The sequence below is a fragment of the Shewanella psychrophila genome (assembly GCF_002005305.1).
GTDB classification, from domain to species: Bacteria; Pseudomonadota; Gammaproteobacteria; order Enterobacterales; family Shewanellaceae; genus Shewanella; species Shewanella psychrophila.
Genome location: NZ_CP014782.1, coordinates 4,829,403 through 4,853,602 on the forward strand (window position 1 = coordinate 4,829,403; position 24,200 = coordinate 4,853,602).

Annotated in this window: 20 protein-coding genes and 2 tRNA genes; 3 read left to right on the top strand and 19 right to left on the bottom strand. The window is 44.9% G+C overall.

Annotated features, from left to right (window positions below; all coding sequences use genetic code 11):
- Positions 1–85 precede the first annotated feature (85 nt).
- A complete protein-coding gene (locus tag sps_RS20920) occupies positions 86–2,119 on the top strand; it encodes a putative bifunctional diguanylate cyclase/phosphodiesterase (RefSeq protein ID WP_077754270.1) in 2,034 nt (677 codons plus the stop codon).
- Positions 2,120–2,396: 277 nt separating this feature from the next.
- Here sps_RS20920 and rpsO read toward each other — a convergent pair whose 3' ends face one another.
- The 14 genes from rpsO to rlmE all read right to left on the bottom strand — a co-directional run bounded on the left by rpsO (position 2,397) and on the right by rlmE (position 15,961).
- Positions 2,397–2,666 carry a 30S ribosomal protein S15 gene (gene rpsO, locus sps_RS20925; protein WP_077754271.1) on the bottom strand — a complete coding sequence of 90 codons (270 nt, stop codon included), beginning with the start codon at positions 2,664–2,666 and terminating at the stop codon, positions 2,397–2,399.
- Positions 2,667–2,795: 129 nt separating this feature from the next.
- Positions 2,796–3,758: a tRNA pseudouridine(55) synthase TruB gene (truB, locus tag sps_RS20930; protein WP_077754272.1), complete on the bottom strand. Its 963-nt coding sequence runs from the start codon at positions 3,756–3,758 to the stop codon at positions 2,796–2,798.
- Positions 3,758–4,180: a 30S ribosome-binding factor RbfA gene (gene rbfA / locus sps_RS20935; RefSeq protein WP_077754273.1), complete on the bottom strand. Its 423-nt coding sequence runs from the start codon at positions 4,178–4,180 to the stop codon at positions 3,758–3,760. Before rbfA ends, truB begins: the two co-directional genes overlap by 1 nt.
- A gap of 76 nt (positions 4,181–4,256) precedes the next feature.
- The gene (gene infB, locus sps_RS20940) at positions 4,257–6,935 is read right to left on the bottom strand and encodes a translation initiation factor IF-2 (protein WP_077754274.1); all 2,679 of its coding nucleotides are present in this window, start codon (positions 6,933–6,935) and stop codon (positions 4,257–4,259) included.
- Between the two features lie 26 nt (positions 6,936–6,961).
- Entirely contained in the window at positions 6,962–8,461 is a 1,500-nt protein-coding gene (gene nusA / locus sps_RS20945; protein ID WP_077754275.1) for a transcription termination factor NusA, read from the bottom strand.
- 28 nt (positions 8,462–8,489) lie between these two features.
- A complete protein-coding gene (rimP, locus tag sps_RS20950; RefSeq protein ID WP_077754276.1) occupies positions 8,490–8,945 on the bottom strand; it encodes a ribosome maturation factor RimP in 456 nt (151 codons plus the stop codon).
- 162 nt (positions 8,946–9,107) lie between these two features.
- Positions 9,108–9,184, bottom strand: a tRNA-Met gene (locus sps_RS20955).
- A 99-nt stretch (positions 9,185–9,283) separates the two neighbouring features.
- Positions 9,284–9,370, bottom strand: a tRNA-Leu gene (locus sps_RS20960).
- Between the two features lie 201 nt (positions 9,371–9,571).
- Entirely contained in the window at positions 9,572–9,916 is a 345-nt protein-coding gene (gene secG / locus sps_RS20965; RefSeq protein WP_077754277.1) for a preprotein translocase subunit SecG, read from the bottom strand.
- A 1-nt stretch (position 9,917) separates the two neighbouring features.
- Positions 9,918–10,700 (bottom strand): triose-phosphate isomerase, encoded by a 783-nt coding sequence (tpiA, locus tag sps_RS20970; RefSeq protein ID WP_077754278.1) that lies wholly within the window; start codon positions 10,698–10,700, stop codon positions 9,918–9,920.
- Positions 10,701–10,898: 198 nt separating this feature from the next.
- Positions 10,899–12,290, bottom strand: a complete 1,392-nt coding sequence (gene glmM, locus sps_RS20975; protein ID WP_418346679.1) for a phosphoglucosamine mutase — start codon at positions 12,288–12,290, stop codon at positions 10,899–10,901.
- A gap of 68 nt (positions 12,291–12,358) precedes the next feature.
- On the bottom strand, positions 12,359–13,147 hold the full coding sequence (gene folP / locus sps_RS20980) for a dihydropteroate synthase (RefSeq protein ID WP_418346773.1): 789 nt from the start codon (positions 13,145–13,147) through the stop codon (positions 12,359–12,361).
- Positions 13,148–13,312: 165 nt separating this feature from the next.
- On the bottom strand, positions 13,313–15,286 hold the full coding sequence (ftsH, locus tag sps_RS20985; protein WP_149027325.1) for an ATP-dependent zinc metalloprotease FtsH: 1,974 nt from the start codon (positions 15,284–15,286) through the stop codon (positions 13,313–13,315).
- A gap of 45 nt (positions 15,287–15,331) precedes the next feature.
- Positions 15,332–15,961, bottom strand: coding sequence for a 23S rRNA (uridine(2552)-2'-O)-methyltransferase RlmE (rlmE, locus tag sps_RS20990; protein WP_077754282.1), 630 nt, complete (start codon positions 15,959–15,961; stop codon positions 15,332–15,334).
- A gap of 91 nt (positions 15,962–16,052) precedes the next feature.
- Between rlmE and yhbY the strand changes: the two genes are divergently transcribed.
- On the top strand, positions 16,053–16,352 hold the full coding sequence (gene yhbY, locus sps_RS20995; protein ID WP_077754283.1) for a ribosome assembly RNA-binding protein YhbY: 300 nt from the start codon (positions 16,053–16,055) through the stop codon (positions 16,350–16,352).
- Positions 16,353–16,431: 79 nt separating this feature from the next.
- Here the strand turns inward: yhbY and secF are convergent, their stop codons facing one another.
- From secF to greA, 4 genes are all read right to left on the bottom strand, one after another.
- Entirely contained in the window at positions 16,432–17,379 is a 948-nt protein-coding gene (secF, locus tag sps_RS21000; RefSeq protein ID WP_418346680.1) for a protein translocase subunit SecF, read from the bottom strand.
- Entirely contained in the window at positions 17,379–19,193 is a 1,815-nt protein-coding gene (gene secD, locus sps_RS21005; RefSeq protein WP_077754284.1) for a protein translocase subunit SecD, read from the bottom strand. Before secD ends, secF begins: the two co-directional genes overlap by 1 nt.
- 183 nt (positions 19,194–19,376) lie before the next feature.
- Entirely contained in the window at positions 19,377–19,880 is a 504-nt protein-coding gene (locus sps_RS21010; RefSeq protein ID WP_149027326.1) for a hypothetical protein, read from the bottom strand.
- Positions 19,881–20,118: 238 nt separating this feature from the next.
- The gene (gene greA, locus sps_RS21015) at positions 20,119–20,595 is read right to left on the bottom strand and encodes a transcription elongation factor GreA (RefSeq protein WP_077754286.1); all 477 of its coding nucleotides are present in this window, start codon (positions 20,593–20,595) and stop codon (positions 20,119–20,121) included.
- Between the two features lie 437 nt (positions 20,596–21,032).
- Here greA and sps_RS21020 point away from each other — a divergent pair, with 437 nt between their 5' ends.
- Positions 21,033–21,692, top strand: coding sequence for a TorF family putative porin (locus sps_RS21020; RefSeq protein WP_237157899.1), 660 nt, complete (start codon positions 21,033–21,035; stop codon positions 21,690–21,692).
- A 64-nt stretch (positions 21,693–21,756) separates the two neighbouring features.
- On the opposite strand, the gene sps_RS21025 is transcribed toward sps_RS21020, so the two are convergent.
- Positions 21,757–24,075 carry a methyl-accepting chemotaxis protein gene (locus tag sps_RS21025; RefSeq protein WP_077754288.1) on the bottom strand — a complete coding sequence of 773 codons (2,319 nt, stop codon included), beginning with the start codon at positions 24,073–24,075 and terminating at the stop codon, positions 21,757–21,759.
- Positions 24,076–24,200: the final 125 nt, after the last annotated feature.

A 24,200-nucleotide genomic window follows, 5' to 3' on the forward strand; every position in this document is an offset into this window, starting at 1 on the left:
GAATAATATCAGGATTATTTTGTTATGGAATGCCTAAATAGTTCCGTATTCTAAATATCAGTTCACTGATTTAATGGATGAGTTAATGACTGCTAGTTTTAAATCACTTACATGGAAGCAAACCAGCCTTGTCGTTTTTTCGGCACTCTTCTTCGCGATTGCCATTTTTATCGTCGAAATTGCCTTAGTCGGTGTAACAACCAGAGATGAACTTAAAGCATCTCAGAAAGAGTTATTAGACTCGGTAGAGCAACCCGCTTCGAATGCAGTCTGGGCATTGGACGATAACTTAGCCAAACAAACCATAGAGGGTGTGTTAAAAGTCGCCCATGTTGGTTCGGCTGTTATTGAACTCGATGACGGCTCCATGTTTGTCTCAGTCGCCTCACCTATCTCCCCGCCTAATCTATTCGATCAATTAAGCAAAAAACTCTTTGGTGATCTCAGAGAGATCTCGCGTACCCTTTATCGGCCTTTTGATTTTAAAGACAGTGAGAAAAATCAACTCATTGGTACTTTGACTATCTTTTATGACACCCAAGAACTCACAGATTCACTTTTTTCACAGCTTAGATTCAGCTTGGTCGCAACTTTGATCCGAGCGCTGCTTATTACTCTGTTACTTTCGATTGTTTTTCATCGTTTCTTAACCAAGCCCATAGCAGAGATCAGTGAGGCAATTGACAAGATAGATCCTGAATCACCCGATGAGAACTTACTGCCAGTGTCCAAGGCTCACATGGACGATGAACTTGGTCTGGTTACATCAAAATTTAACCAGATCCTTATTCAGTTCGGCCAGACTCAAAGTAAACTGAGGAAAATGGCGACGAGAGACCCGCTGACAGGCTTACCGAACCGCACACTATTGTTAGAAACCATAGCGGTTACTATTCAAAGAGCCCGTGTACATAAACACCAATTTTGCATGTTATTTATCGATCTAGACCGATTTAAGAACGTCAACGACTCCTTAGGTCATGCAATAGGCGATCAATTCCTTGCCCGAATAGCTCAAGTTCTCGAACGTGTCGTTGCAGATAAAGGGACTGTGGCTCGCTTAGGTGGAGATGAATTCGTGATATTAGCCGATGAAATTCGTAGCCCAGATCAGGCTGCTGACTTTGTCGAGCATCTGCTGTTTCAATTGAACACACCGATGCAACTCAATGAGCACACGATTCATCCGGCTGCATCAGTCGGGATCTCTATCTATCCAGATGACGGTATGAGCGCAGAAGATCTAATCCGCCATTCAGATATCGCCATGTATAGCGCAAAGGCTGCGGGTTCCAATCAATGGGCCTTCTTCAAGCAACAAATGACAGAGCGTGCGGCTGTTAGGTTACGTACAGAAGCCTCCTTACACGATGCACTTAAAAACAATGAGTTTGTCCTACATTTTCAGCCCAAACTCGATATCAAGTCTGGAAAAGTCGTCGCTTGTGAGGCACTGATTAGGTGGCAGAAAGATGGACGCTTGATTAGTCCCATGTCCTTTATCCCAGTAGCCGAAGAAACCGGAATCATTATCCCCATAGGTCGCTGGGTCATAGAGCAGACATGTAAGACTATCAAAGAGTGGCAAAAGAAATATAATTTTGCGCTACCTATTGCAGTTAATGTGGCTTCACAGCAATTTGAAGATCCGAGCTTGGTTCCAGATATAAAACAACTCTCCCTGAGATACCAAATACGACCTGAGCTGTTAGAGATAGAGATCACAGAAACTTCCTTGATGAATGACGTAGAAAAAGCCATTACCAAGTTAGAGCAACTAAAATCGGCAGGATTCGGTATTGCCGTGGACGATTTCGGTACTGGCTACTCTTCCTTATCCTATCTACGCCACCTCCCCATAACAACCATGAAAATCGATCGCTGTTTTGTTACCGATCTCCCCCAAGAGAGCGCTATAGCCTCGACAATCTTAATGTTAGGCAAGCAACTTGAGCTCAATATAGTAGCGGAAGGCATAGAAACTCAGGCGCAATTGGATTGGCTTAACGACAATGATTGTCAGATGGGGCAAGGCTTTTTCTTCAGCAAACCTCTGTCTCAGCATGATTTTGAAGAAAAATACATCAAACCTCATACGGCGACTATCAGTCAGATTTAATCACAAGTTCCTAGACTCTAAGTTTAGTTTTCTCGGCGCGGCTTGTTCTAGCGGTAAGCGGTAAGTGACTTTAGAACGAGATGGGCTAACAGTAAATCAAAATTATCACGTTAAACATTAAATCACAGAGTTCTCAATCCACCTTTCAAATCGAAGCTATTTTTGCTTAATCTTAAGGCTTACAACTTTCTCAGCCTTTTCTTATACCTTAATACTTTGTTTTACAGGCAATAAAAAAGGAGGCCTAAGCCTCCTTTTCCAGGTTTAATCGTTAAAATTAACGACGTAGACCTAGCTTCTTGATTAGTTCCTGGTAACGAACATTTTCAGTACGCTTTAGGTATGCAAGAAGTTTACGACGTGTGCTAACCATACGTAGTAGACCACGACGAGAGTGATGATCGTGGATGTGCTGCTTGAAATGGCCCTGTAGATGGTTAATCTGAGCAGTTAAAAGAGCAACCTGAACTTCAGAAGAACCAGTATCGTTTTCACAACGACCGAATTCAGCCAGGATTTTTGCAGTTTGTTCAGCATTTAGTGACATTTTGTCTCTCCAAATAATGCGTTAAAAGTCTTTAGCCAATCACTAACTCAGCTAAAGGAGCGCGGCATCTTACCTATTCCAGGTGATATACGCAACAGGAAAAGTAAAATAACCGCTAAGATATGGGCTCTAAGCGGTTTCTAAGGGTTCTCTAAGAACGATGAGTCGCTTAGGTGCCAGCAGACCGTCATCATTGATTGCACCTATACCAACAAACTTGTGTTCTTCGCCAATAGTGATCCGTACCAGCTCTCCATCAGCTAGCTCACAGCTACCTGGGTTTTGAACTGGATTACCGTTCATTAGATAAGGTGCAACTGTGTCAGCTAAGTTAATTTCTTGAAACTTACTGACAGCTGTATCCATAGGCAGCAATAGCTCATCTAGAATAGCTTTCGCATCTAGATCTTGGGCTTCAGCTTTTTCAACCATCTCATTTAACTGAGTTAAACTTACAATGCGATCATAAGGGTAGTCAGCGACTTGAGTGCGTCTGAGCATGATCACATGAGCACCACACCCCAACATTTCACCGAGATCATCTGTAATGGTACGAATGTAGGTTCCCTTAGAACAATGTATGTCTAAGGTCAGCTCATCCCCTTCTAAAGAGATAAAATTCAGTTCGAATACCGTGATAGGTCTAGCTTCTCTGGGTACTTCGATGCCTTCTCGGGCATATTTGTACAGGGGCTGTCCCTTATGCTTTAGCGCCGAATACATCGAAGGCACCTGCATGGTATCGCCACGAAAATACTCCAAAGACTCCATCAGTAAGTCTTGGGTAAAATCCAGAGGGCGGGTCTGTACCACTTCACCATCAGAATCACTTGTATCGGTGCGCACACCAAGTTTAGCCGTGACCAAATAGCGCTTATCAGCATCGAGAAGATGCTGAGAAAACTTGGTAGCTTCACCTAGGCATATGGGTAACATACCTGTGGCTAAAGGATCTAAGGCGCCAGTATGGCCCGCTTTATTGGCATCGAAAAGTCGCTTAACCCTTTGCAGAGCAAAGTTCGAACTCATCCCAGTCTCTTTGTCCAAGAGCAGGATCCCATCGATGAAGCGACCGCGCTGACGACGTCCCATTAATCCTCACCTTGCTGATTTTTATTTTCATCTTCTTCACTACGATTAGCATCTTTCTGCTTAGCTTCATCATCATGAATAATGCGCGTCACAAGGTTTGACATGCGCATGCCTTCAACCAAAGATGCATCATAGATAAATCTAAGTTCAGGCATAACACGCAGCTTCATACGTCCCGCAACAAGTGAACGTATGTAACCCGCAGCACTACTAAGCGCTTCAAGTTTCTCTTCTACGATTTTCTCATCTTCTTCGAAGAAGGTGACGAATACCTTAGCGTAACTGAGGTCTCGAGACACTTCCACATCATTGACCGTTACCATGCCTACGCGAGGGTCTTTGATATCACGTTGCAGTACTTGGGCTAACTCTTGTTGTAATTGTTGACCGATGCGGCGTGTACGACTAAATTCTTTTGCCATAATAATTGGCCTTAATATTTTATTCTGCAGTTCGCAGCTATAAACAAAAAGGGCGGCTTGCGCCGCCCTATTAACTTTACGCTTCTAAGGAGCGAGCAATCTCTATGGTTTCGAAGACCTCTATTTGATCGCCAACTCTGACGTCATTATAGTTCTTCACACCGATACCACATTCCATGCCGTTACGGACATCGCTTACATCGTCTTTGAAACGACGCAGTGATTCTAGCTCACCTTCGTAAATAACGATGTTCTCACGTAGTACGCGGATTGGAGCACTCTTCTTGATAGTACCTTCAGTAACCATACAACCGGCAATCGCGCCTATCTTAGGAGACTTAAATACATCACGAACTTCAGCAAGACCGATTATCACTTGCTTGAACTCTGGAGCCAGTAGGCCGCTCATCGCGTCTCTAACTTCATCGATCAAGTTGTAGATAACGCTGTAGTAGCGTAGGTCGACGCTTTCGCTCTCGATAACCTTACGCGCCTGAGCATCTGCACGAATATTGAAACCAATCATGATAGCGTTAGAAGCTGCGGCTAATGTCGCATCCGTTTCGGTTAATCCACCGACACCGCGTGCAATGATGTTAACCTTAACTTCATCGGTAGACAGCTTGTTCAGTGAGTCAGCAATCGCTTCTAAAGAACCTTGTACATCGGCCTTAAGCACGATATTCAATTCCTGAACTTCACCTTCTGTCATGTTCGCAAACATGTTCTCAAGCTTAGCCTTCTGTTGACGTGCTAGCTTAACATCGCGGAACTTACCCTGACGATACAAAGCAACTTCACGAGCCTTACGCTCATCACGTACGACAGTAGCTTCATCACCTGCAGAGGGAACACCAGAGAGACCTAGAATCTCTACAGGGAACGATGGACCCGCTTCCTTGATGGTTCTACCATTTTCATCGCGCATGGCACGGATTTTACCGTACTCAAGACCACAAAGAACGATATCGCCTTGCTTGAGTGTACCTTCCTGTACTAGGACGGTAGCAACCGGGCCGCGGCCCTTGTCTAGCTTAGATTCGATGACAACACCAGCAGCCATACCTTCTTTGATAGCTTTAAGCTCTAAGACTTCGGCTTCAAGCAGAATGCCTTCCAGCAGTTCGTCGATACCTAGACCTGTCTTAGCCGAAACGTTAACAAACATGTTGTTCCCGCCCCAGTCTTCAGACATGATTCCATGCTGAGATAGCTCGCTCTTAACACGCTCAGGATCAGCTTCTGGCTTATCCATCTTGTTAACGGCAACAATCAGAGGCACATTACCAGCCTTAGCATGCTGAATCGCTTCGATAGTCTGCGGCATAACACCATCATCGGCAGCAACGACTAAGATAACGATATCGGTCGCCTTAGCACCACGAGCACGCATAGACGTAAACGCCGCGTGACCAGGAGTATCTAAGAAGGTGATCATGCCATTGTCAGTTTCAACGTGGTAAGCACCGATATGCTGAGTAATACCACCGGCTTCGCCAGAGGCGACTTTAGCGGTACGAATATAATCGAGCAGTGATGTCTTACCATGATCGACGTGACCCATGATAGTCACAACTGGCGCACGAGATTCGGCTTCGATGTTACCATCACGATCCGCAAGAACCTGATGCTCTAGCTCGTTTTCACGAGTCAGTATGACCTTGTGACCCATCTCTTCAGCAACCAACTGAGCAGTTTCCTGATCAAGTACCTGGTTGATAGTAACCATAGAGCCCATCTTCATCATAGCTTTGATGATTTCAGTCGACTTGATCGCCATCTTCTGAGCTAACTCAGATACAGAAACCGTCTCACCGATGCTGACATCGGCTTTAACTACGACTGCAGGCTTAGTGAATGCGTGGTCCATAGACTCAGGCGCTACACTACGAGCATTACGCGAGTTACGACCGCCACGAGCGTTGCGTGAGTTACGGTTGTCTCTACCACCGCGACGCTTGCCTTTGCCTGTTGTAGCAGGAACTGGAGTCGGAGCTTTACGAGGACGACGATCGCGTTTTTCAGCGTTAGCATCTGCTGTATCTTCCGCAGCACGAGCCTCGGTAGAAGTGGTGATATGGTGATCGCCCGTCTTCTCAGCCTCTTTACGAGACTTCTCTTCTTCTGCCCAACGCGCCGAGTTTTCTTCAGCGAGCTTACGCGCAGTTTCAGCTGCCGCATTCGCTTCTTCATCGGCCTTAGATTTAGCCACTTGCTCTTGAGCTGCTTGCAGCTTATCGGCTTCGATTCTTGCGGCTTTTTCTTCTGCCGTCTCGACTACAGGCTTAGCTTTTTCTGCCGCTGCAGTTTTCGCTTTTTCTTTCGCTTCTTCGGCCACTTTTGATTTCTCTTGGGCTAGTGTATCGGCTGCCGACTTAGCATCTGCATCGGCTTTAGCCTTAGCTTCCGCATCTGCAGCAGCTTGCGCTTCTTGTTCTGCATTCGCCGCTGCTTCTGCTGCTGGATCGCGCTTCACAAAAGTACGCTTCTTACGTACTTCAACTTTAACGTCTTTAGTGTCACGGCCAGAGCCGACACTTAATGTCGAAACAGATTTACGCTGCAGCGTCATCTTAGTTGGAGCTGCATCGCCGCCATGTTGTTTCTTTAAAAAGTCCAGCAACTGCTGCTTCTCAGACTCAGAAACTGTGTCTAATTTACTTTTTTTAATTCCAGCATCAGAAAGCTGCTCAACTAATCTATCTGCAGTCTTTCCTATTTCGCCGGCCAGTTTTTCTACTGTTGTATCTGCCATATGTTCAATCCCCTCTGTTGAGCGAGTTATTCTTCGTCGCCAAACCAACAGATATTGCGGGCTGCCATGATGAGCTCACCAGCCTTTTCTTCTGTCAATTCTTCAATATCGATCAAGTCATCAATGCCTTGTTCGGCTAAATCTTCAAGTGTGATAACACCTTTGCTTGCAAAAACGAAAGCCAGATGTTTTTCCAGCCCTTCCAGTGCAAGAAGATCTTCACTTGGTTCTGCACCGTCCAGTGCTTCTTCTGTTGCCAATGCGCGAGTCGAGATTGCCGCTTTGGCACGTTCTCTCAATGCTTCGACGGTATCTTCATCGAAACCATCGATTTCCATCAGTTCGGCAGCCGGTACATAGGCAACCTCTTCCAATGAAGTGAATCCTTCATCTGCAAGTATCTGAGCAAAATCTTCATCTACATCTAATGATGCGACGAATAGGCTCACAACTTTAGCACTTTCAGCCTGATGTTTTACCTGTAGATCTTCCACAGTCATAACATTCAACTCCCAACCAGAAAGTTGAGTAGCTAAACGCACGTTCTGGCCATTACGACCAATGGCCTGAGCTAAGTTGTCAGCTTCTACTGCGATATCCATGGAATTGGAATCTTCGTCAACGACAATTGAAGCCACTTCCGCTGGCGCCATTGCGTTGATCACAAACTGTGCAGGATTGTCATCCCAAAGCACGATATCTACACGTTCACCATTAAGCTCGTTTGATACCGCTTGAACTCGAGCACCACGCATACCTACACAGGCACCGATTGGATCGATTCTACGGTCATTTGACTTAACAGCAATCTTAGCTCGAGAGCCTGGATCACGAGCAGCACCCATGATTTCAATCATCTCATCGGCAATTTCCGGTACTTCGACACGAAAAAGTTCGATAAGCATATCCGGCTTAGTGCGAGTCAAGAACAATTGCGCGCCGCGAGCTTCTGGGCGAACCGAGAAGAGTAAGGCACGAATACGGTCACCTGGACGGAAGTTTTCACGTGAAATAAGATCTTCTTTGAACAGTACTGCGTCGGCATTACCACCAAGATCGACAACCACACTCTCGCGGTTACTCTTCTTCACGACACCAGTGATCAACTCACCTTCACGGTCTTGAAACTGTTCAACGACTTGAGCACGCTCAGCTTCACGTACTTTCTGCACGATAACCTGCTTAGCGGTCTGCGTCGTGATACGATCGAACGTGACAGACTCGATATCATCTTCGACAAAATCACCAAGTTGGATTTCAGGGTCCTCAAACTGAGCCGCTTCTAGTGTTATTTCACTATAAGGGTTCTCCAGTGGCTCACCTGTATCTTCGACAACTTGCCAACGGCGGAAAGTTTCATAACCACCTGTCTTACGATCGATTTCAACACGAACTTCGATCTCACCTTCGTGCTTCTTTTTTGTTGCTGTGGCTAAAGCTATTTCCAACGCTTCGAAGATCTTCTCGCGAGGAACACCTTTCTCATTTGAAACCGCCTCAGCGACTAGCAGAATCTCTTTATTCATCCTCTTGCCTCGTTGATTTTTGAATCCATCAAAACTTAGCGATTAGGTTGCCTCTACGGATATTATCCAAGGCAATAATCAGTTCGTTACCATCTACAGAAAGCGTGAGCGTCTGCCCCTCAACCCCAATAACGGTACCCTTTAAATTACGACTACCCGCAACAGGCATAGTCAGTTGAATTTTTACAGTCTCATCGATGTAGCTTGCATACTGCTCAGCACTGAACAGGGGTCTATCTACACCGGGAGAAGAAACTTCTAATGTATATTCGGTTGAAATAGGATCCTCAACATCGAGCACAGCACTTATCTGGCGACTGGTTTCGGCGCAATCTTCGATAAAAATACCCTTATCATTATCGATATACACTCTAAGTGTTGAATGCTTGCCCGCTTGGATATACTCCAAGCCCCAAAGTCTATGCCCCAATGCTTCAACTGGAGATTTGAGCATCTCTTCCAGTTTTTTTTCTATAGTAGCCAAGGTTACCCCCCGAAAAACAAAAAAGGGCTAAATAGCCCCGGTACAACACTGCAAAAGCAGCATTTTATAAGTTACAGATAACAAAAAACCCCGTAATAACGAGGTCGTTGAGTTTAAAACCTGTAACCAATATTAGACTAGTTTAGCCTGATATTGGGAAGCTGGTTGCGGGGACCGGATTTGAACCGATGACCTTCGGGTTATGAGCCCGACGAGCTACCAAACTGCTCCACCCCGCGTCAACTGCTGCAAGTATATTGAGTTATCTCACTACTTGCAATAATAAAGCGAATAAGCTCTCGCTTTATTACTCTCGACTTCAAAAAGAAATCAAAAGTTGGTGCGGATGGGGGGACTTGAACCCCCACGAGCTTGCGCTCACCAGCCCCTCAAGCTGGCGTGTCTACCAATTCCACCACATCCGCATGTGACTAACCGTTTTACATCTAGGTTTAGATGTTCATCACAAACTGGCGTGTCTAACTATTATCAAGACACCACCACATCCGCATGTGACTAACCTATATTTTATATCCTAGTCAGGATAACGAATCTCAAATCCGTAAGTAACTCTTGCATCGACAATCTACATTTATTTGACTAGTTGAGATTAGTCAAAGATTGTCTTAATCAGGAATTTTATCTTCCGTCACTTCAGTCTTTTGAACTTCTTCAGTAACTTGGTCAACTACTTGTGCTGCACCATTACTTAAGTCATTCCATGCATCTTCTGACTTAGTATGATTGGCACTTAAATTACCAATAATCAAACTAAGAGCGAAGAAACCAATCGCTAAGACAGCTGTAGAACGAGTTAAAAAGTTACCCGCACCAGACGACCCAAATAGAGTAGCTGAAGCACCGGCGCCAAAAGAGGCTCCCATGTCAGCACCTTTACCCTGCTGAATCAAAATCAGTCCAACTAGACCAATCGCAACCAACAAGTAAACAACCATTAGAACTTCATACATATTATGCGCTCATCGCTATGGAACATAAACTTAAAAACTCGGTTGAATTTAAGCTCACGCCGCCAATCAATCCACCATCTACATCAGGTTGAGCAAAAAGATCTGCTGCATTACTCGGTGTTACGCTACCACCGTACAAAATCCTGATATTTTCTCCAATAAATGGAGACACTTCAGACAGACGCTTGCGTATAAACGCATGAACTTCTTGCGCCTGTTCTGGCGTAGCACTCTTACCTGTCCCTACGGCCCATAATGGTTCGTAAGCGATAATTGCATTATCAAAAGCCATGGTGCCATTTTTTTCAATGACTATATCAAGCTCTTCGGCGATAACTTCAAAAGTTCTTCTCGCTTCTCTAGCTGGACCAGACTCACCGACACATAATATCGGAGTCAAACCATGCTTTTGAGCCGCAGCAAATTTCTCTGCCACTATATCACTCGTCTCTCCGTACATACGGCGACGCTCGGAATGGCCGATAATGACATATCGACATCCTGAATCTTTCAACATCTGCCCAGACACTTCACCAGTATAAGCACCGAAGTCATGTTGACTCAGGTTTTGTGCGCCCATTCTGACTAAACAACCGTTTAAGGCTTCTTTGTTCATGTCTAGCTGTTGTCGTACGCTTTCGAGATAAATGCTCGGTGGACACAAAACCACTTCAGCTGAATCATCTTGAAGCTTGGTAGCAAATTTAGTGAAAAGCTCTTGTGCAAGTTGAGCACTGCCATTCATTTTCCAGTTACCAGCAACCATCGGACGTCTTAATGCCATTACCATCTCCTCTGAAAGCGGCGTGAATAATAGCGAACCACTTCTTAACTTACAATAGCTAAATCGCTAATTTTTTAGATTAATGGTCAGAGCGTTGCTTTTTCCGCCGCCCCAAGCTAATTATTCATCGTTGTGAGTATAAATAGCACTACATAGGGGTGACCATCATGGATGTCACCTCTACTATTTAGCAGTAACCTAAACTAAATTTCTGACTTTATCGGCTATAAAGTTTGCATGCATGAGCACATCGGCTTCAATATCACCTTCTACCATGACTCGAATTAAGGGTTCGGTGCCCGATTTCCTCAATAAAACTCTGCCGCGCTCACCCAATTTAGTCTCAACCTCTAATTTAGCCTCGAGCACTTCGTCTGACTCTAACGGGTTATGATCGCCTTCAAAACGAACATTAACTAAGACTTGAGGTAGCATCTTGATATTCTCTGTTAGCTCTTCAAGGGTTGCATTACGTCTTCTCATCGCCGCAAGAACCAATATCCCCGCGACAATACCATCGCCTGTGGTGCCATGATCTAAGTTCAAGATATGGCCTGAATTCTCACCACCAATGCGCCAATCATTCTCTTTCAGGAGCTCCATTACGTAACGATCACCCACTTTAGAGCGGAGGAAGGGTATATCCAGTTCACTTAACGCCAGTTCGAGCCCAAGATTAGACATCAAGGTACCGACCACCCCGCCGTGAAGCACGCCTCTGAATTTAGCATCGCATGCCAAGATATAGAGTATTTCATCACCATCTATGACTCGTCCATGGCTATTAACCATCATGATACGGTCGCCGTCACCATCTAAGGCAATACCAAGATCGGCCCCTTCGGATATCACAGTTTCACGAATTTTTGCCATAGAAGTAGCGCCGACTTCATGGTTAATGTTCAAGCCATCAGGTTTATCACCTATGGCTATAACATCGGCACCTAATTCACGAAAGACATTAGGCGCAATATGATAGGTAGCGCCATTGGCACAATCCACCACAATTTTTAAACCATGAAGTGTCTGATCGGCAGGAAAATTACCTTTACAATATTCGATATAGCGACCAGGAGCATCATCAATACGGGAGACTTTTCCTAACAGATGAGACTCGACGCAGACCAAAGGTTTCTCTAGTTCACGTTCAATCTCTAGCTCTATCTCATCACCGAGTTTACTGCCATCTGTGGAGAAAAACTTGATGCCATTATCATAGTAAGGGTTATGGGATGCGCTAATAACCACCCCAGCTTCGGCTCTAAAAGTCCGAGTTAAATAAGCAACCGCAGGCGTTGGCATCGGCCCCATCAACATCACATTCAATCCTGCCGCCGATAAACCGGCCTCCATTGCAGATTCGAACAAATATCCTGAGATACGTGTATCTTTACCTATAATGACTTTATTAGTACCACTTCTAGACAGCACTCGACCTGCAGCCCACCCGAGTTTCAATGCCAATTCAGGTGTCATTTTTCCAGCGCCGACCTTGCCACGAATTCCATCTGTTCCAAAAAACTTTTTCACTTTACTACCCCGTTTGTCATCCCTTTTCCAGGATGAAATTTGTTCTAGTTTACAGTCCATTTGCTGACTCAGGCTGAATGATGATGAAAAGAGAGAGCTCTAATCAGATTAACCAAAGTCGCTTAGAGTCAAATCAAGCCTTGGTAATGATTAGTGGCTTGTAACACTTGTAGGCAATCTAATGTCTCCGCCACATCATGTACTCTTAAAATATTGGCGCCTCTCTGAGCCGCTATCAAGCCGCCAGCCAGACTGCCAGCTAATCGCTCTTTAGGCTCGCGATTAAGCAGATTACCCAGCATCGATTTTCTTGACAAGCCGATCAGCAATGGTAACTCTAGCGCCTTAAACGCATCTAACCGATTAAGTAACTCATAGTTATGGGATAAGGTTTTACCAAACCCAAAACCGGGATCCAATAATATTTGGTGGCGTTCAATTCCCGCCTTAATGCATGCATCGATTCTTTGCTCAAAGAAGTCGATGACATCTTCAACGATATCTCGATAATCGGGAGCATCTTGCATGGTGTCTGGTTGTCCCTGCATATGCATTAAACAAACGGGGACATTAAGCTCGGCCACGGCCTCTAGGGCGCCTGGTGCCTGTAGGGCTCGAACATCATTTATTAAGTGTGCACCAGCTTTAACCGCTTGCTCCATGACCTCTGGTTTACTGGTATCTATGGAGATCCAAACGTCATGATTCTTAGCGACATACTCGACTAAGGGCAGTACCCTGTTTAGCTCTTCATCCAAACCGACCTCAGCAGCCCCTGGACGAGTAGATTCACCGCCTATATCAATGATCTTGGCGCCCTGTGAAACCATGGCATCCGCTTGGCGACAGGCTAATTCAAAAGAGGAAAAGTCACCGCCATCAGAAAATGAATCAGGCGTGACATTTAAAATCCCCATGACCAAGGTTTTATCTAAGGCTAATGCGTGTTCGCCGCTTTCAATTTGAAACACATAAACTCCATTAAACACATATGACTTGTGTGTTATAAGACTCAAGAAAAACTACAAACACCAAAAACAAGAAAACCCCATTACGGGGTTCTCTTTAATCAATAGTGATAGCTACTTAACTGTAGACTCATCAGCATCTTTGATATCCGGTGTTGCTTCAGATTCGGCTTTCACTTCACTCTCAGAGGACTTAGCCTCCTCAGCTTTTTCTGAATTCCCACCCATGTCATCGTTGCTAGAACCATTATCATCCATATTCCACTCTGCTGGAGCACGAACTTCACGACGTTCCATCAAGTCTTCGATCATGTTTGCATCTATGGTTTCATATTTCATCAATGCATCTTTCATCGCATGAAGAATATCCATATTGTCATCTAGATATGTCTTGGCACGATTAAAGTTATTATCGATAAGCGTTTTCACTTCGGCATCGATCAGACTAGCAGTTTCATCGGACATGTGCTGAGTCTTGCCCATGCTACGTCCTAAGAAAACTTCATTTTCATCTTCAGCATAAAGCACAGGACCAAGCTTCTCTGAGAAGCCCCACTGAGTCACCATGTTTCGGGCAATCGATGTGGCATACTTAATGTCCTGAGAAGCACCAGTCGACACTCGCTCACTACCGTAAATAATCTCTTCTGCAAGACGTCCACCATAAGCAACTGAGATTTGACTCTCTAGCTTACGTCGACTCTGACTGATTGCATCAGCTTCAGGCAAGAAGAAAGTCACACCTAAGGCACGGCCACGAGGAATAATTGTTACCTTATGCACAGGATCATGCTCAGGCACAAGACAGCCAACAATGGCATGTCCAGCTTCATGATAAGCCGTCATCTCTTTATCTTCTTCCGACATCACCATGGTACGGCGTTCAGCACCCATCATGATCTTATCTTTTGCACTCTCAAACTCTTCCATTCCAACGATGCGGCGACTACCGCGAGCGGCAAATAAGGCTGCCTCATTGACCAAGTTAGCGAGATCTGCACCAGAGAAACCTGGAGTACCACGAGCGATAACACTCGCCTTAACATCGTCGGCCAGAGGTACTTTACGCATATGCACTTTAAGTATCTGCTCACGACCACGGACATCTGGAAGACCAACCACGACCTGACGGTCGAAACGACCAGGACGTAGCAATGCAGCATCGAGTACATCGGGACGGTTAGTCGCGGCAATAACGATAACGCCTTCATTACCTTCAAAGCCATCCATCTCCACTAGCATCTGGTTCAATGTCTGCTCACGCTCATCGTGACCACCACCAACACCTGCGCCGCGTTGACGGCCTACGGCATCAATCTCATCAATGAAAATGATACAAGGAGCAGACTTCTTGGCTTGCTCGAACATGTCACGTACTCGGGAAGCACCGACACCGACAAACATCTCGACAAAATCTGAACCTGAGATGGTAAAGAAAGGCACTTTTGCTTCACCGGCGATAGCCTTAGCCAGCAAGGTTTTACCCGTACCTGGAGGACCGACGAGAAGTATACCTGTGGGTATACGCCCACCTAACTTCTGGAACTTAGTAGGTTCTTTGAGGTAATCAACCAGCTCTTTGACGTCTTCTTTTGCTTCGTCACAACCAGCAACATCACCAAAAGTTGTCTTTATCTGATCTTCACTCATCAATTTGGCTTTACTCTTACCAAACGACATGGCGCCTTTTCCACCCCCGCCCTGCATCTGACGCATGAAGAATATCCATACACCAATAAGCAATAGCATTGGGAACCAGGAAATGAAGATCTGAGTCAGGAACCCTGATTCTTCGGCTTCTTGCCCTTTCATGCTCACGCCTTTACGATCGAGATCGTTAATCAAGTCCTGATCATACATAGGCATGATAGTAGTGAACTTTTCTCCAGTACGTTTAGTTCCTTCTATCGTACGTTGATCGCTCTTGATTTCGACCGTGTTTATCTGACCACTACGAACATCATCTAAAAAAGCGGAATAATCCATCTTCGACGCGGTGGTAGAAGAGGGGGAATAGCCCTGAAATACAGACATCAGCACAACAGCGATGACTACCCAGAGAATTAAATTTTTTGCCATATCACTCAAAATTACTAGACCTCATACAGTCTTGCGATAACTGACGCTAGGGTACTACAACTTGTACCCTGTCGCCACAAGATAGACTTCTCGCGAGCGTGCTCGCGAAGAATCTGGCTTACGTGTTTTAACCGTTTTAAATGCGGCTCTCACCGACTTCATGTACTCTTCAAAGCCCTCCCCCTGAAAGACTTTGACTGCGAAACAGCCATTTGGGGCCATAACTTGATGACACATATCTAAAGCTAATTCCACCAGATACATGGCCCTAGGCTGATCGACACCACCAGAACCACTCATGTTCGGTGCCATGTCAGACAAGACCACATCCACTTTCCCATCTCCGACTCGGGTAAGCAAGGCATCGAGTACCTTTTCTTCCCTAAAATCTCCCTGAAGAAAATCAACACCAACGATGGGATCCATCGATAAAATATCGCAAGCAATAACCTTACCACTGTCTCCTGCCAGTTTCACAGCGACTTGAGACCAACCACCAGGAGCAGCCCCTAAATCCACCACTGTCATACCAGGACGAATCAATTTATCTTTCTCCTGGATCTCCTCTAATTTAAACGCGGCGCGTGAGCGCAATCCCCTTTTTTGAGCTAATTTGACATAGTGATCATCAAAATGTTCCTGCATCCAACGGGAGGAACTCGCAGTTCTTTTTTTACCTGACATTCAACATCCGCAACAAATGAGAGTTACATAAAGTGTATATAAGGGTAGAATAGCGGTTTTTCAACAGTAACTCAGCATAAAGTTGGTATAAATGAACTTAACAACCAAACAAAAACAGCACTTGAAAGGTTTAGCGCATGATTTGAAGCCTGTAGTGATGCTTGGTTCCAATGGTCTGACTGAAGGTGTACTGGCGGAAATTGATAATGCACTCACTCACCACGAACTGATCAAGGTGAAAGTTGCCTCGGGCGACAGAGAGTTAAAAAATGCAATTGTTGACGCCATCGTTCGTGAGACTCAAGCCGTTAAAGTACAGCTTATCGGTCACGTACTAGTACTTTTCCGTCAGTCTGAAGAGATGAAAATAGCCGTTCCTAAGGCAAAGTAAGCACCCTCCTATCAAAAAACGGAGTCAAGCTGATACTTGACTCCGTTTTTTTTATGCCTATTTTACAACCAACTGATATTTATGGCGTGTCGGAAATGGGCACGAGACGATAGTGCTCCGAGTTCAGTTTGAACAACTCAGGTAAGCAGGTTCCCACAGATATCGACGACCAGGTTCCGGTCAAAATACCAATGAACATAGCGATAGAAAAACTTTCCAACGGCCCACCTCCCATCACCCATAGCGCGATGACGGTCAGCAAGGTGGTACCACTAGTCACCATAGTGCGGGAAAACGTCGCCCTCACAGCCCTGTCATTAATTTCCGCTATGGGCAAGCCAGATTCCGTTCGCAATCCCTCTCTGATCCTGTCTGCTATGATAATCGAATCATTGAGTGAATAGCCTAATATGGCTAGTACCGCTGCCAGTACGGTCAGGTTAAACTCCGTCTGAGTAAGGGAAAAGAAAGCCAGCACGAAAATCACATCATGAAACAAAGCGAGCAAGGAACCACTGGCCAGACGCCACTCGAATCGGTAGCTCAGATAAGCCATGATACATAACATGGCAACTAATAAGGCCAAGCCACCTTGCTCTGCCAACTCCTGGCCAATCTGCGGTCCGACTATGCTGCTGTTGAGTACCTCTATGTCACTATTGAGGGGCTTTAACAGTTGATCGATATCTATTGCCTGGTGACTGACATCATTCTGAGCCGATGGCAGACTATATCTTAGTACCCAACGTCCAGGCTCTCCTGCAGAGATAACACTCACCTCCTGCTCCGACGCTAAGCTCAATAAACCAGATATATCTTTACTGGTCACCTTGCTATCAAGTTTCACCTCGGTAACGACTCCGCCAGTGAAATCCAACCCCCAATTGAATCCCTTAACCGCAATCACAGACAGGGACAATACCATTAAGCTAAGTGATATCAGACTACTGACATAACGTAATTTAGTTAACGTTTTCATTTCGGTAAACTTGGTGTTAACCAACTTAAAATTAAATAAACTCATCATTACACCCTCACATCACGGTTAAAGTTACGTCCATATGCCCAGTTTATAAGGGCACGAGAGGCAAAAATGCCGGTAAACATACTCGTTAATAGTCCCAGACCCAGTGTCAAGGCAAAGCCCTGGATCGGACCATTTCCGATCGAATAGAGCACAACTGCGGTGATCATGGTGGTGAAATTAGCATCTAAAATGGTGCCAAAAGCGCTATCAAAGCCCCTATCTATGGCGTGGGCGAAATCTCTTCCCAGCTTCAGATTATCTTTTATTCTCTCGAAAATAAGCACATTGGTATCCACTGCCATGCCAACAGTCAGCACTAGGCCAGCGATACCAGGCAAGGTCAATACAGCTCCAGGGATCAGGGCCAGCAGCCCAAATAGAATCACCATGTTAGCAATAAGCGCCACATTGGCCACCCAGCCCAAACGACGATACCAGAAGCCCATAAACAGCAAGGTCATCGCCATGCCTAAGGCTAACGCTGCAAAACCATTGACGATATTCTCGGCGCCAAGACTTGGACCTATGGTTCTCTCTTCGACTATTGTGACTGGGGCCGTCATCGATCCCGCACGTAATAGCAATGCCAGCTGCTGAGCTTCTTGGTAATCTCCGGCCCCAGTAATACTGAAACGATTGCCTAATTGGCTCTGTATAGTGGCAACACTGATCACTCGCGTCTGCTGGGTAACCTCACCTTGAGTATTCCGGCTGTATTCACTATAAGACGTGGCCATGGGCTGACCTATGTTGTCTCTGGAGAAATTAGACATCAGTTTACCGCCGGCGCTATCTAAGCTGATATTCACTTCTGCGCCCCCCATCTCACCGATACCAGCTCTGGCATCGACAATATGCTCACCTCCCAACACAGGTTTGCGAGATACATACACTGGGGTCTGGGAGTCATCCCGCAAGATTTTCGCGTTAACAGAACCTGGTTTTTTTACTTCATAAAAAGCCAGGCTGGCAGTTGCACCTATGACATTTTTAGCTGCGGCGGGGTCTTGAACGCCAGGTAGTTCAATACGAATTCGATGCTCTCCCTGGCGCTGTACTAAGGCCTCGGTTATCCCAAGTTGAGATATGCGACTGCGCATGATCTGTAAATTTTGTTTAACGGTGAGATCCCGCAGCAGGGCTTTTTCAGTTTCCTTTAAACTGACCGTCAAGACGCCATCCCCCTTCTGTTTTATTTGCCAGCTAGGATGTTGGCTACGGATAAATTGTTGATATTGACTAGCGTTTTCCGAGTTAGCCAAGACTAAGATGATACTAGTATCATCCTCCTGTCTTACATTAGTGCCCATCAACTTATGTTCACGGGAAAACAGTCTGATTGAATCGACCAAGCTTTCACCATGAACCCTGTACACAGGCTTCATATCCACATCCAACAAAAACTGCACGCCGCCTCTCAGATCTAAACCCAATTTTATGGGTTCAGCTCCAAGACTGAGCAACCAGGACGGCGCCGCCGGAGCGAGTGCCAGAGTGAGATGTTCCGGTTTAGCCACCAATTTAGCCAGCAGTTGCTTTGCTTGGGTTTGTTGAGCTTGCTCAGCGAGTACTATGAGTGTTTGGCCACCGGCCTGTTCGATACGTTTAGTATCAATTCCGGCCTGCTCAAATTGCTTATGCAGATCTATCAAGGAAACTGATAAACCAGCCTTATCACTCACCTCAATAGCCGCATCTTCACCGAACAGAGACGGCAGCGCACTCAATAGCATGACGATAATAGTGACGATTAACACCCCATATTTCCATGGAGAGTTGTGATTGAGTATTTTTTTGCTAGTTTGTTTTTTCATAGCGTAATTTGCCCAGAAGGCACCCTGCTTTCTAACGAGTATTCCGCTCTCTATCAAGATTCACCAGTCATACCGATAGGTATAATTCACCCTAGGACGCACAGCCCAAAATGATGGTAAATAGTAGGTGTTTCTTGAGAAAGAGATGTAGCCAGCAATCGTTTGATGCCAGCGGATATCTGGTTAGCTAACGGATTTTTGCTGAGAAAAGCGGTAAAGCAGATTTGATTCCTTCCAGCCCGAAAGCTTGGAAGGCTTTTCATTAGCATGAAGTGACCAATCAAGCGTCTGGGTAAAGTCTATTCGATACCCGATGGAGAAAGAGGGACTTGGAGGTGAAACAAACTCATAGGCCAACAGATAGCTTGGCCTTACCTGATGTAGATCGTGTTGAGAAAAACTTAACAGGCGCATCGAAATAAGAGGAACAAACTCTTGCTCACTTGGGTCATGATGTTCAAGCCCTGTGTGAGTGCTTGGTGTATCTTGATGCCCAACGTGAGGGTTCATCGACACCCAAGAGATCGTTTTAAGTGCATCCACAGCACTTGAATCCAGACACACGCTTTGAATCGACTGAATATGGTTATCCTTTTTCATATACTCAGAAGCATACGCATTCGTACCAGAGAGAAATATTCCCCCCAGCAAGATAAGCATTAGCCCTACACGAAAAAGTCCCGACACATTTAGCCCCATAATATTCAATTTTTTGATTCTAACCAAAAAAACTGAAAAAACAAATTAACAATTAAACATCTACTGGCTTAAAGGAGAATAAACAAATCAGATATCTAATGAATTTGGTATTAAACGACAACAAAATTAGCCAATAAAAAAGCCGCTATTAGCGGCTTTTTACATCTAGCAGTATTACACAAGGGTATTCCATCATTAACAATGAATGGCTAGGTATAAGATCTGCTTAGATATACTCTACTGCGATTATTTCATACTCGGTGATACCACCGGGAGTTTGAATATTCACTTCATCATCAAGATTCTTACCAATCAAACCACGTGCGATAGGTGAAGTCACAGAGATTAAATTCTCTTTGATATTCGCCTCATCTTCACCCACGATCCGGTAAGTCGCTTCTTCTTCGGTATCGATATTTAGAACAGTAACAGTAGTACCGAAAATAATACGCCCGGTATTTTCCATCTTTGTCACATCGATGATCTGCACATTAGACAGTTTACCTTCGATATCACGAATTCGAGCTTCACAAATACCTTGCTCTTCGCGCGCAGCATGATACTCAGCATTCTCTTTAAGATCGCCAAGCTCTCTGGCAGTACCGATCGCCTGAGTAATACTGGGGCGCTGCTCAAATTTCAGATGTGTTAACTCGTCTCGCAGCTGCTCGGCGCCGACAACCGTCATAGGAACCTTATTCATAATCCTCTTTCGTCTCCTTAAAACAAAAGCAGTCTCTATCGGCACATGCTTGGCCAATAAAGTAAAGTATCTCGGGAATAAGCTTATTCTATACGTTCATCCGCTCAGATGCTATCCCACTTTCTCACTTAAACATTTGGTACAGCCAAAGTCCCAAGCTTGCAAAGATCTGCATGATTGCAATATATGGCAGATGAGTGCCTAAGCTTCTTAAAATAAAAGGATTAATTTCACTGAAAGATGTCTCACCATCTTGGTGCAATTATAATACTCGTTAATTAGCAATAAGTTAAAACTGCACTACACTTCAATTGATCTACCCAGCTTGTACTTAGCTTTCAAAGATAATCAACTCACTTTTTCACCCCAGCTCAACTGATGAAGTAGGGTTAAGCTTATTAACAACAATAAGCAATAATGACAAATAGGGAATGAATATGAAACATTACATTGGATATGCAGTCGCATTGTGCTGCACACTCACATTAGCCCCCCCGACATTAGCCACAGAAGGCTTGTCGGCCAATATAAGCGTCACTAATAATTACATATGGCGAGGTGTTACTCAGACCGATGATAAACCTGCCGTATCTGGCGGAATAGATTACGCGATGGAATCAGGTATCTATATCGGCACCTGGGCATCTAACGTCGATTTTGGTGAAGATGATGATGCCACCACTGAGGTAGATCTCTATCTAGGCTTTGGTAATGAATTTGGTGAGTTCAACTATGATTTTGGCTATGTCTATTACGGCTATCCCGATGGCGATGACCTTAACTTCGGTGAGGTTTATGGCTCAATCGGCTGGAGCGTACTCTCAATAGGTATTTCTACCACCGCCCATTCTGACTGGTCATCGGACTTTGGTGACGATATTTATTTCGAAGCCAACGTAGCATTTGAGATCCTTGGCGACGCCGAACTCGGGCTACACTTCGGTAGTTATGACTTCGATGATGGTCTAGATTATCAAGACTACAACGTCAGCATAAGCAAGAGTGGCTTTAGCTTCTTAGTTAGTCAGGTCAGCGAAGATGAGATAGATGACGATTATAAGGTTATTGTTTCTTATACCTATGACATAGACCTATGACCGATATTGGTAAGCAAAAAAGAGGCCTGAACAGGCCTCTTTTTTAGTTCATCACTTGTCTCAACTAAAGCTTAAACTCACTCATTTTCTCTTCTAAGTCAGTCACTAACCCACTCAGTTTTTCCACATCATCCTTACTCAGTTCTGCCTTGGTCGATATTCTCTGGGAAGTATCGGCAATCTCTGTAATATTCTGATTGATATCACCAACTACAGCACTCTGCTGTTCGGAGGCCGTTGCAATCTGCATATTCATATCACTGAGCTGAGAGACAAGCACCACGACTTCGGACAATATTTTCCTGTTTTCTTCACAGGTACCGATACTCGCATTGGCCATCTCGTTAGACGAGGTCACCATTTTGACGGTTATTTCAGTTTCATGTTGCAGTGAGTTAATCTTTTCTCGAATATCTTCGGTAGATTGCTGAGTTCGAGATGCTAATGTCCTCACTTCATCGGCAACAACCGCAAACCCCCTTCCCTGCTCACCGGCCCTGGCCGCTTCGATAGCCGCATTGAGTGCTAATAAATTAGTCTGTTCAGCGATGGCTTGAATCACATCGAGTACCGAGCCAATAGATTCACTTTCCTGAGCCAATTTCTCGATGGATTGTGACGCCGAAGCCATTTGTGCATTTAACTCCTCCATATCATGCTCCAGACGCTCAGCTCCTTGGGTACTTTCCAAACATTTATCATTAGTTTCACGCACAGAGTCGGCGGCGCCAGCAGCATTACGTGCCACCTCCTGGATTGTCGCTAACAACTGATTCGTCGCCACTGCCACACTGTCAGCACTGTTGGATTGCTGCATGGTTTGGTCAGTAGTTTCCTGAATGTCAGACATCATCTTGCTCGTGGATTGCAGTAGAGTCGCCGCCAACTCCTCGACACTATTAAGAATACTCTGTAACTCCTGAAGCAGCTGATTGAATGAGCTAGCCAAAGAAAACAGCTCGTCTTTACCTTGGTAATCTATCCTGGTGGTGAGGTCTTTATTCTGAGTGACTCGATTGACCTGAGCAATGAAATCATTGATTGGATTAGATATTCCTCGACCAACCATAAAGCCTGCAATAAGAGTAATAGGAATTAAGATCAACATGATGACACTGATAGTCAACCAAATAGCCGAGAGCATATCCTTTTTGTCCTGCATCGCCTCGGTGACATCTATCTCACTCAATATGGCCCATTTAACCCCAGGAATTTCCAATGGCGCGAATGCTGACAACACCTCTACATTACGATAATCCATGATGGTTTTAATTCCAGACTGACCAGATAATGCCAGTCGAGCCCCCTCACTATCGACCGTTTGATAACCGATAGCCGAGCCACTGGCCTCAATCTTGTCCACCACACTAGCGTTCATACCCGAAGCTCTGAGCGCCTTAATATAGCCTTCCTTATCATCATGTAAGAATCGATTCTGACTACGAAGCAAGTGATCATCCCCCACCAGATAAGTTTCTCCCGAAGTCCCCAGCCCAACCTTGCCCCACTCCTGCTCATAGGTCATTAAACTATTAATCTCATCGATTGGCATCTGAAACACTAACACGCCCAACTTTTCCCCGTCATCTGAGAATACAGGGGAAGAAATAAATGCTGCTGCGGCTTCATAGGATGGAAAGTAGGGCTTGAAATCAACCAAGAATGTTGCATTCCTATCTGTGGTTTGATTGGCCATCCTAAATGCTTCGGCAAGCCCAGTATCTTTATAAGGGCCATCTAATAGCGATGTCCCATAATCTAGCTCTTTAAATACCGAATAAACCACGAAACCAGATTCAGGCTCGACGAGGAAAATATCATAAAATCCAAATGCTTCGAGATATTGATTAAAATGTGGATGATACTTTTTATGAGTCTTACTATAGGAAGTCCCATCATTAGCAAACTCTAATGCATTTTTACTGCCTAAAGGATGAGAGTTACCACTTATATAAGCATGTTGAATGGCTTTAGTATTTCGATTTAGCATCGAGAGTTTACTGGTTGCGCTGCCCATGGCCGATGGATTCTGATTACGGTATTCCTCATCGAATTCATTGGTGTAATAACGCTTCAAGGCTGAGTCGTCTCTCATGCTACTCTGCTGAGCATAATCAAAAAACTCTTGAGGCAGATGAAGCATCACATCGCTAACCATCTCACCGTTAGACAGGGTGATCATCTCTTTCTCAATCGTTGAGAAATATCTTTCGACTTGAGACTTTTGAATTTCTCGAATAGCAACAAGTTGCTCAAACGCCCGCTTCTCTAATGCAACCGATGCAATAGAAGAAGACTTCCAGCCAACCAGCGATCCTGCTGTAAAAATACCAATCCCTGATAACAACACCGAAGCCAACACGATTTTGCTGGAGATTTTCATGAGCCGTTTTCCACCTAAACTAGATTAGTCTTTAAAGTTTAGTAGAAATGAAAAAACTCGCTGAAAAGTGCGGGTTTACGATTTTTAATCAATAAAAAAGGCCGCGAATGCGGCCTTTCATCTTA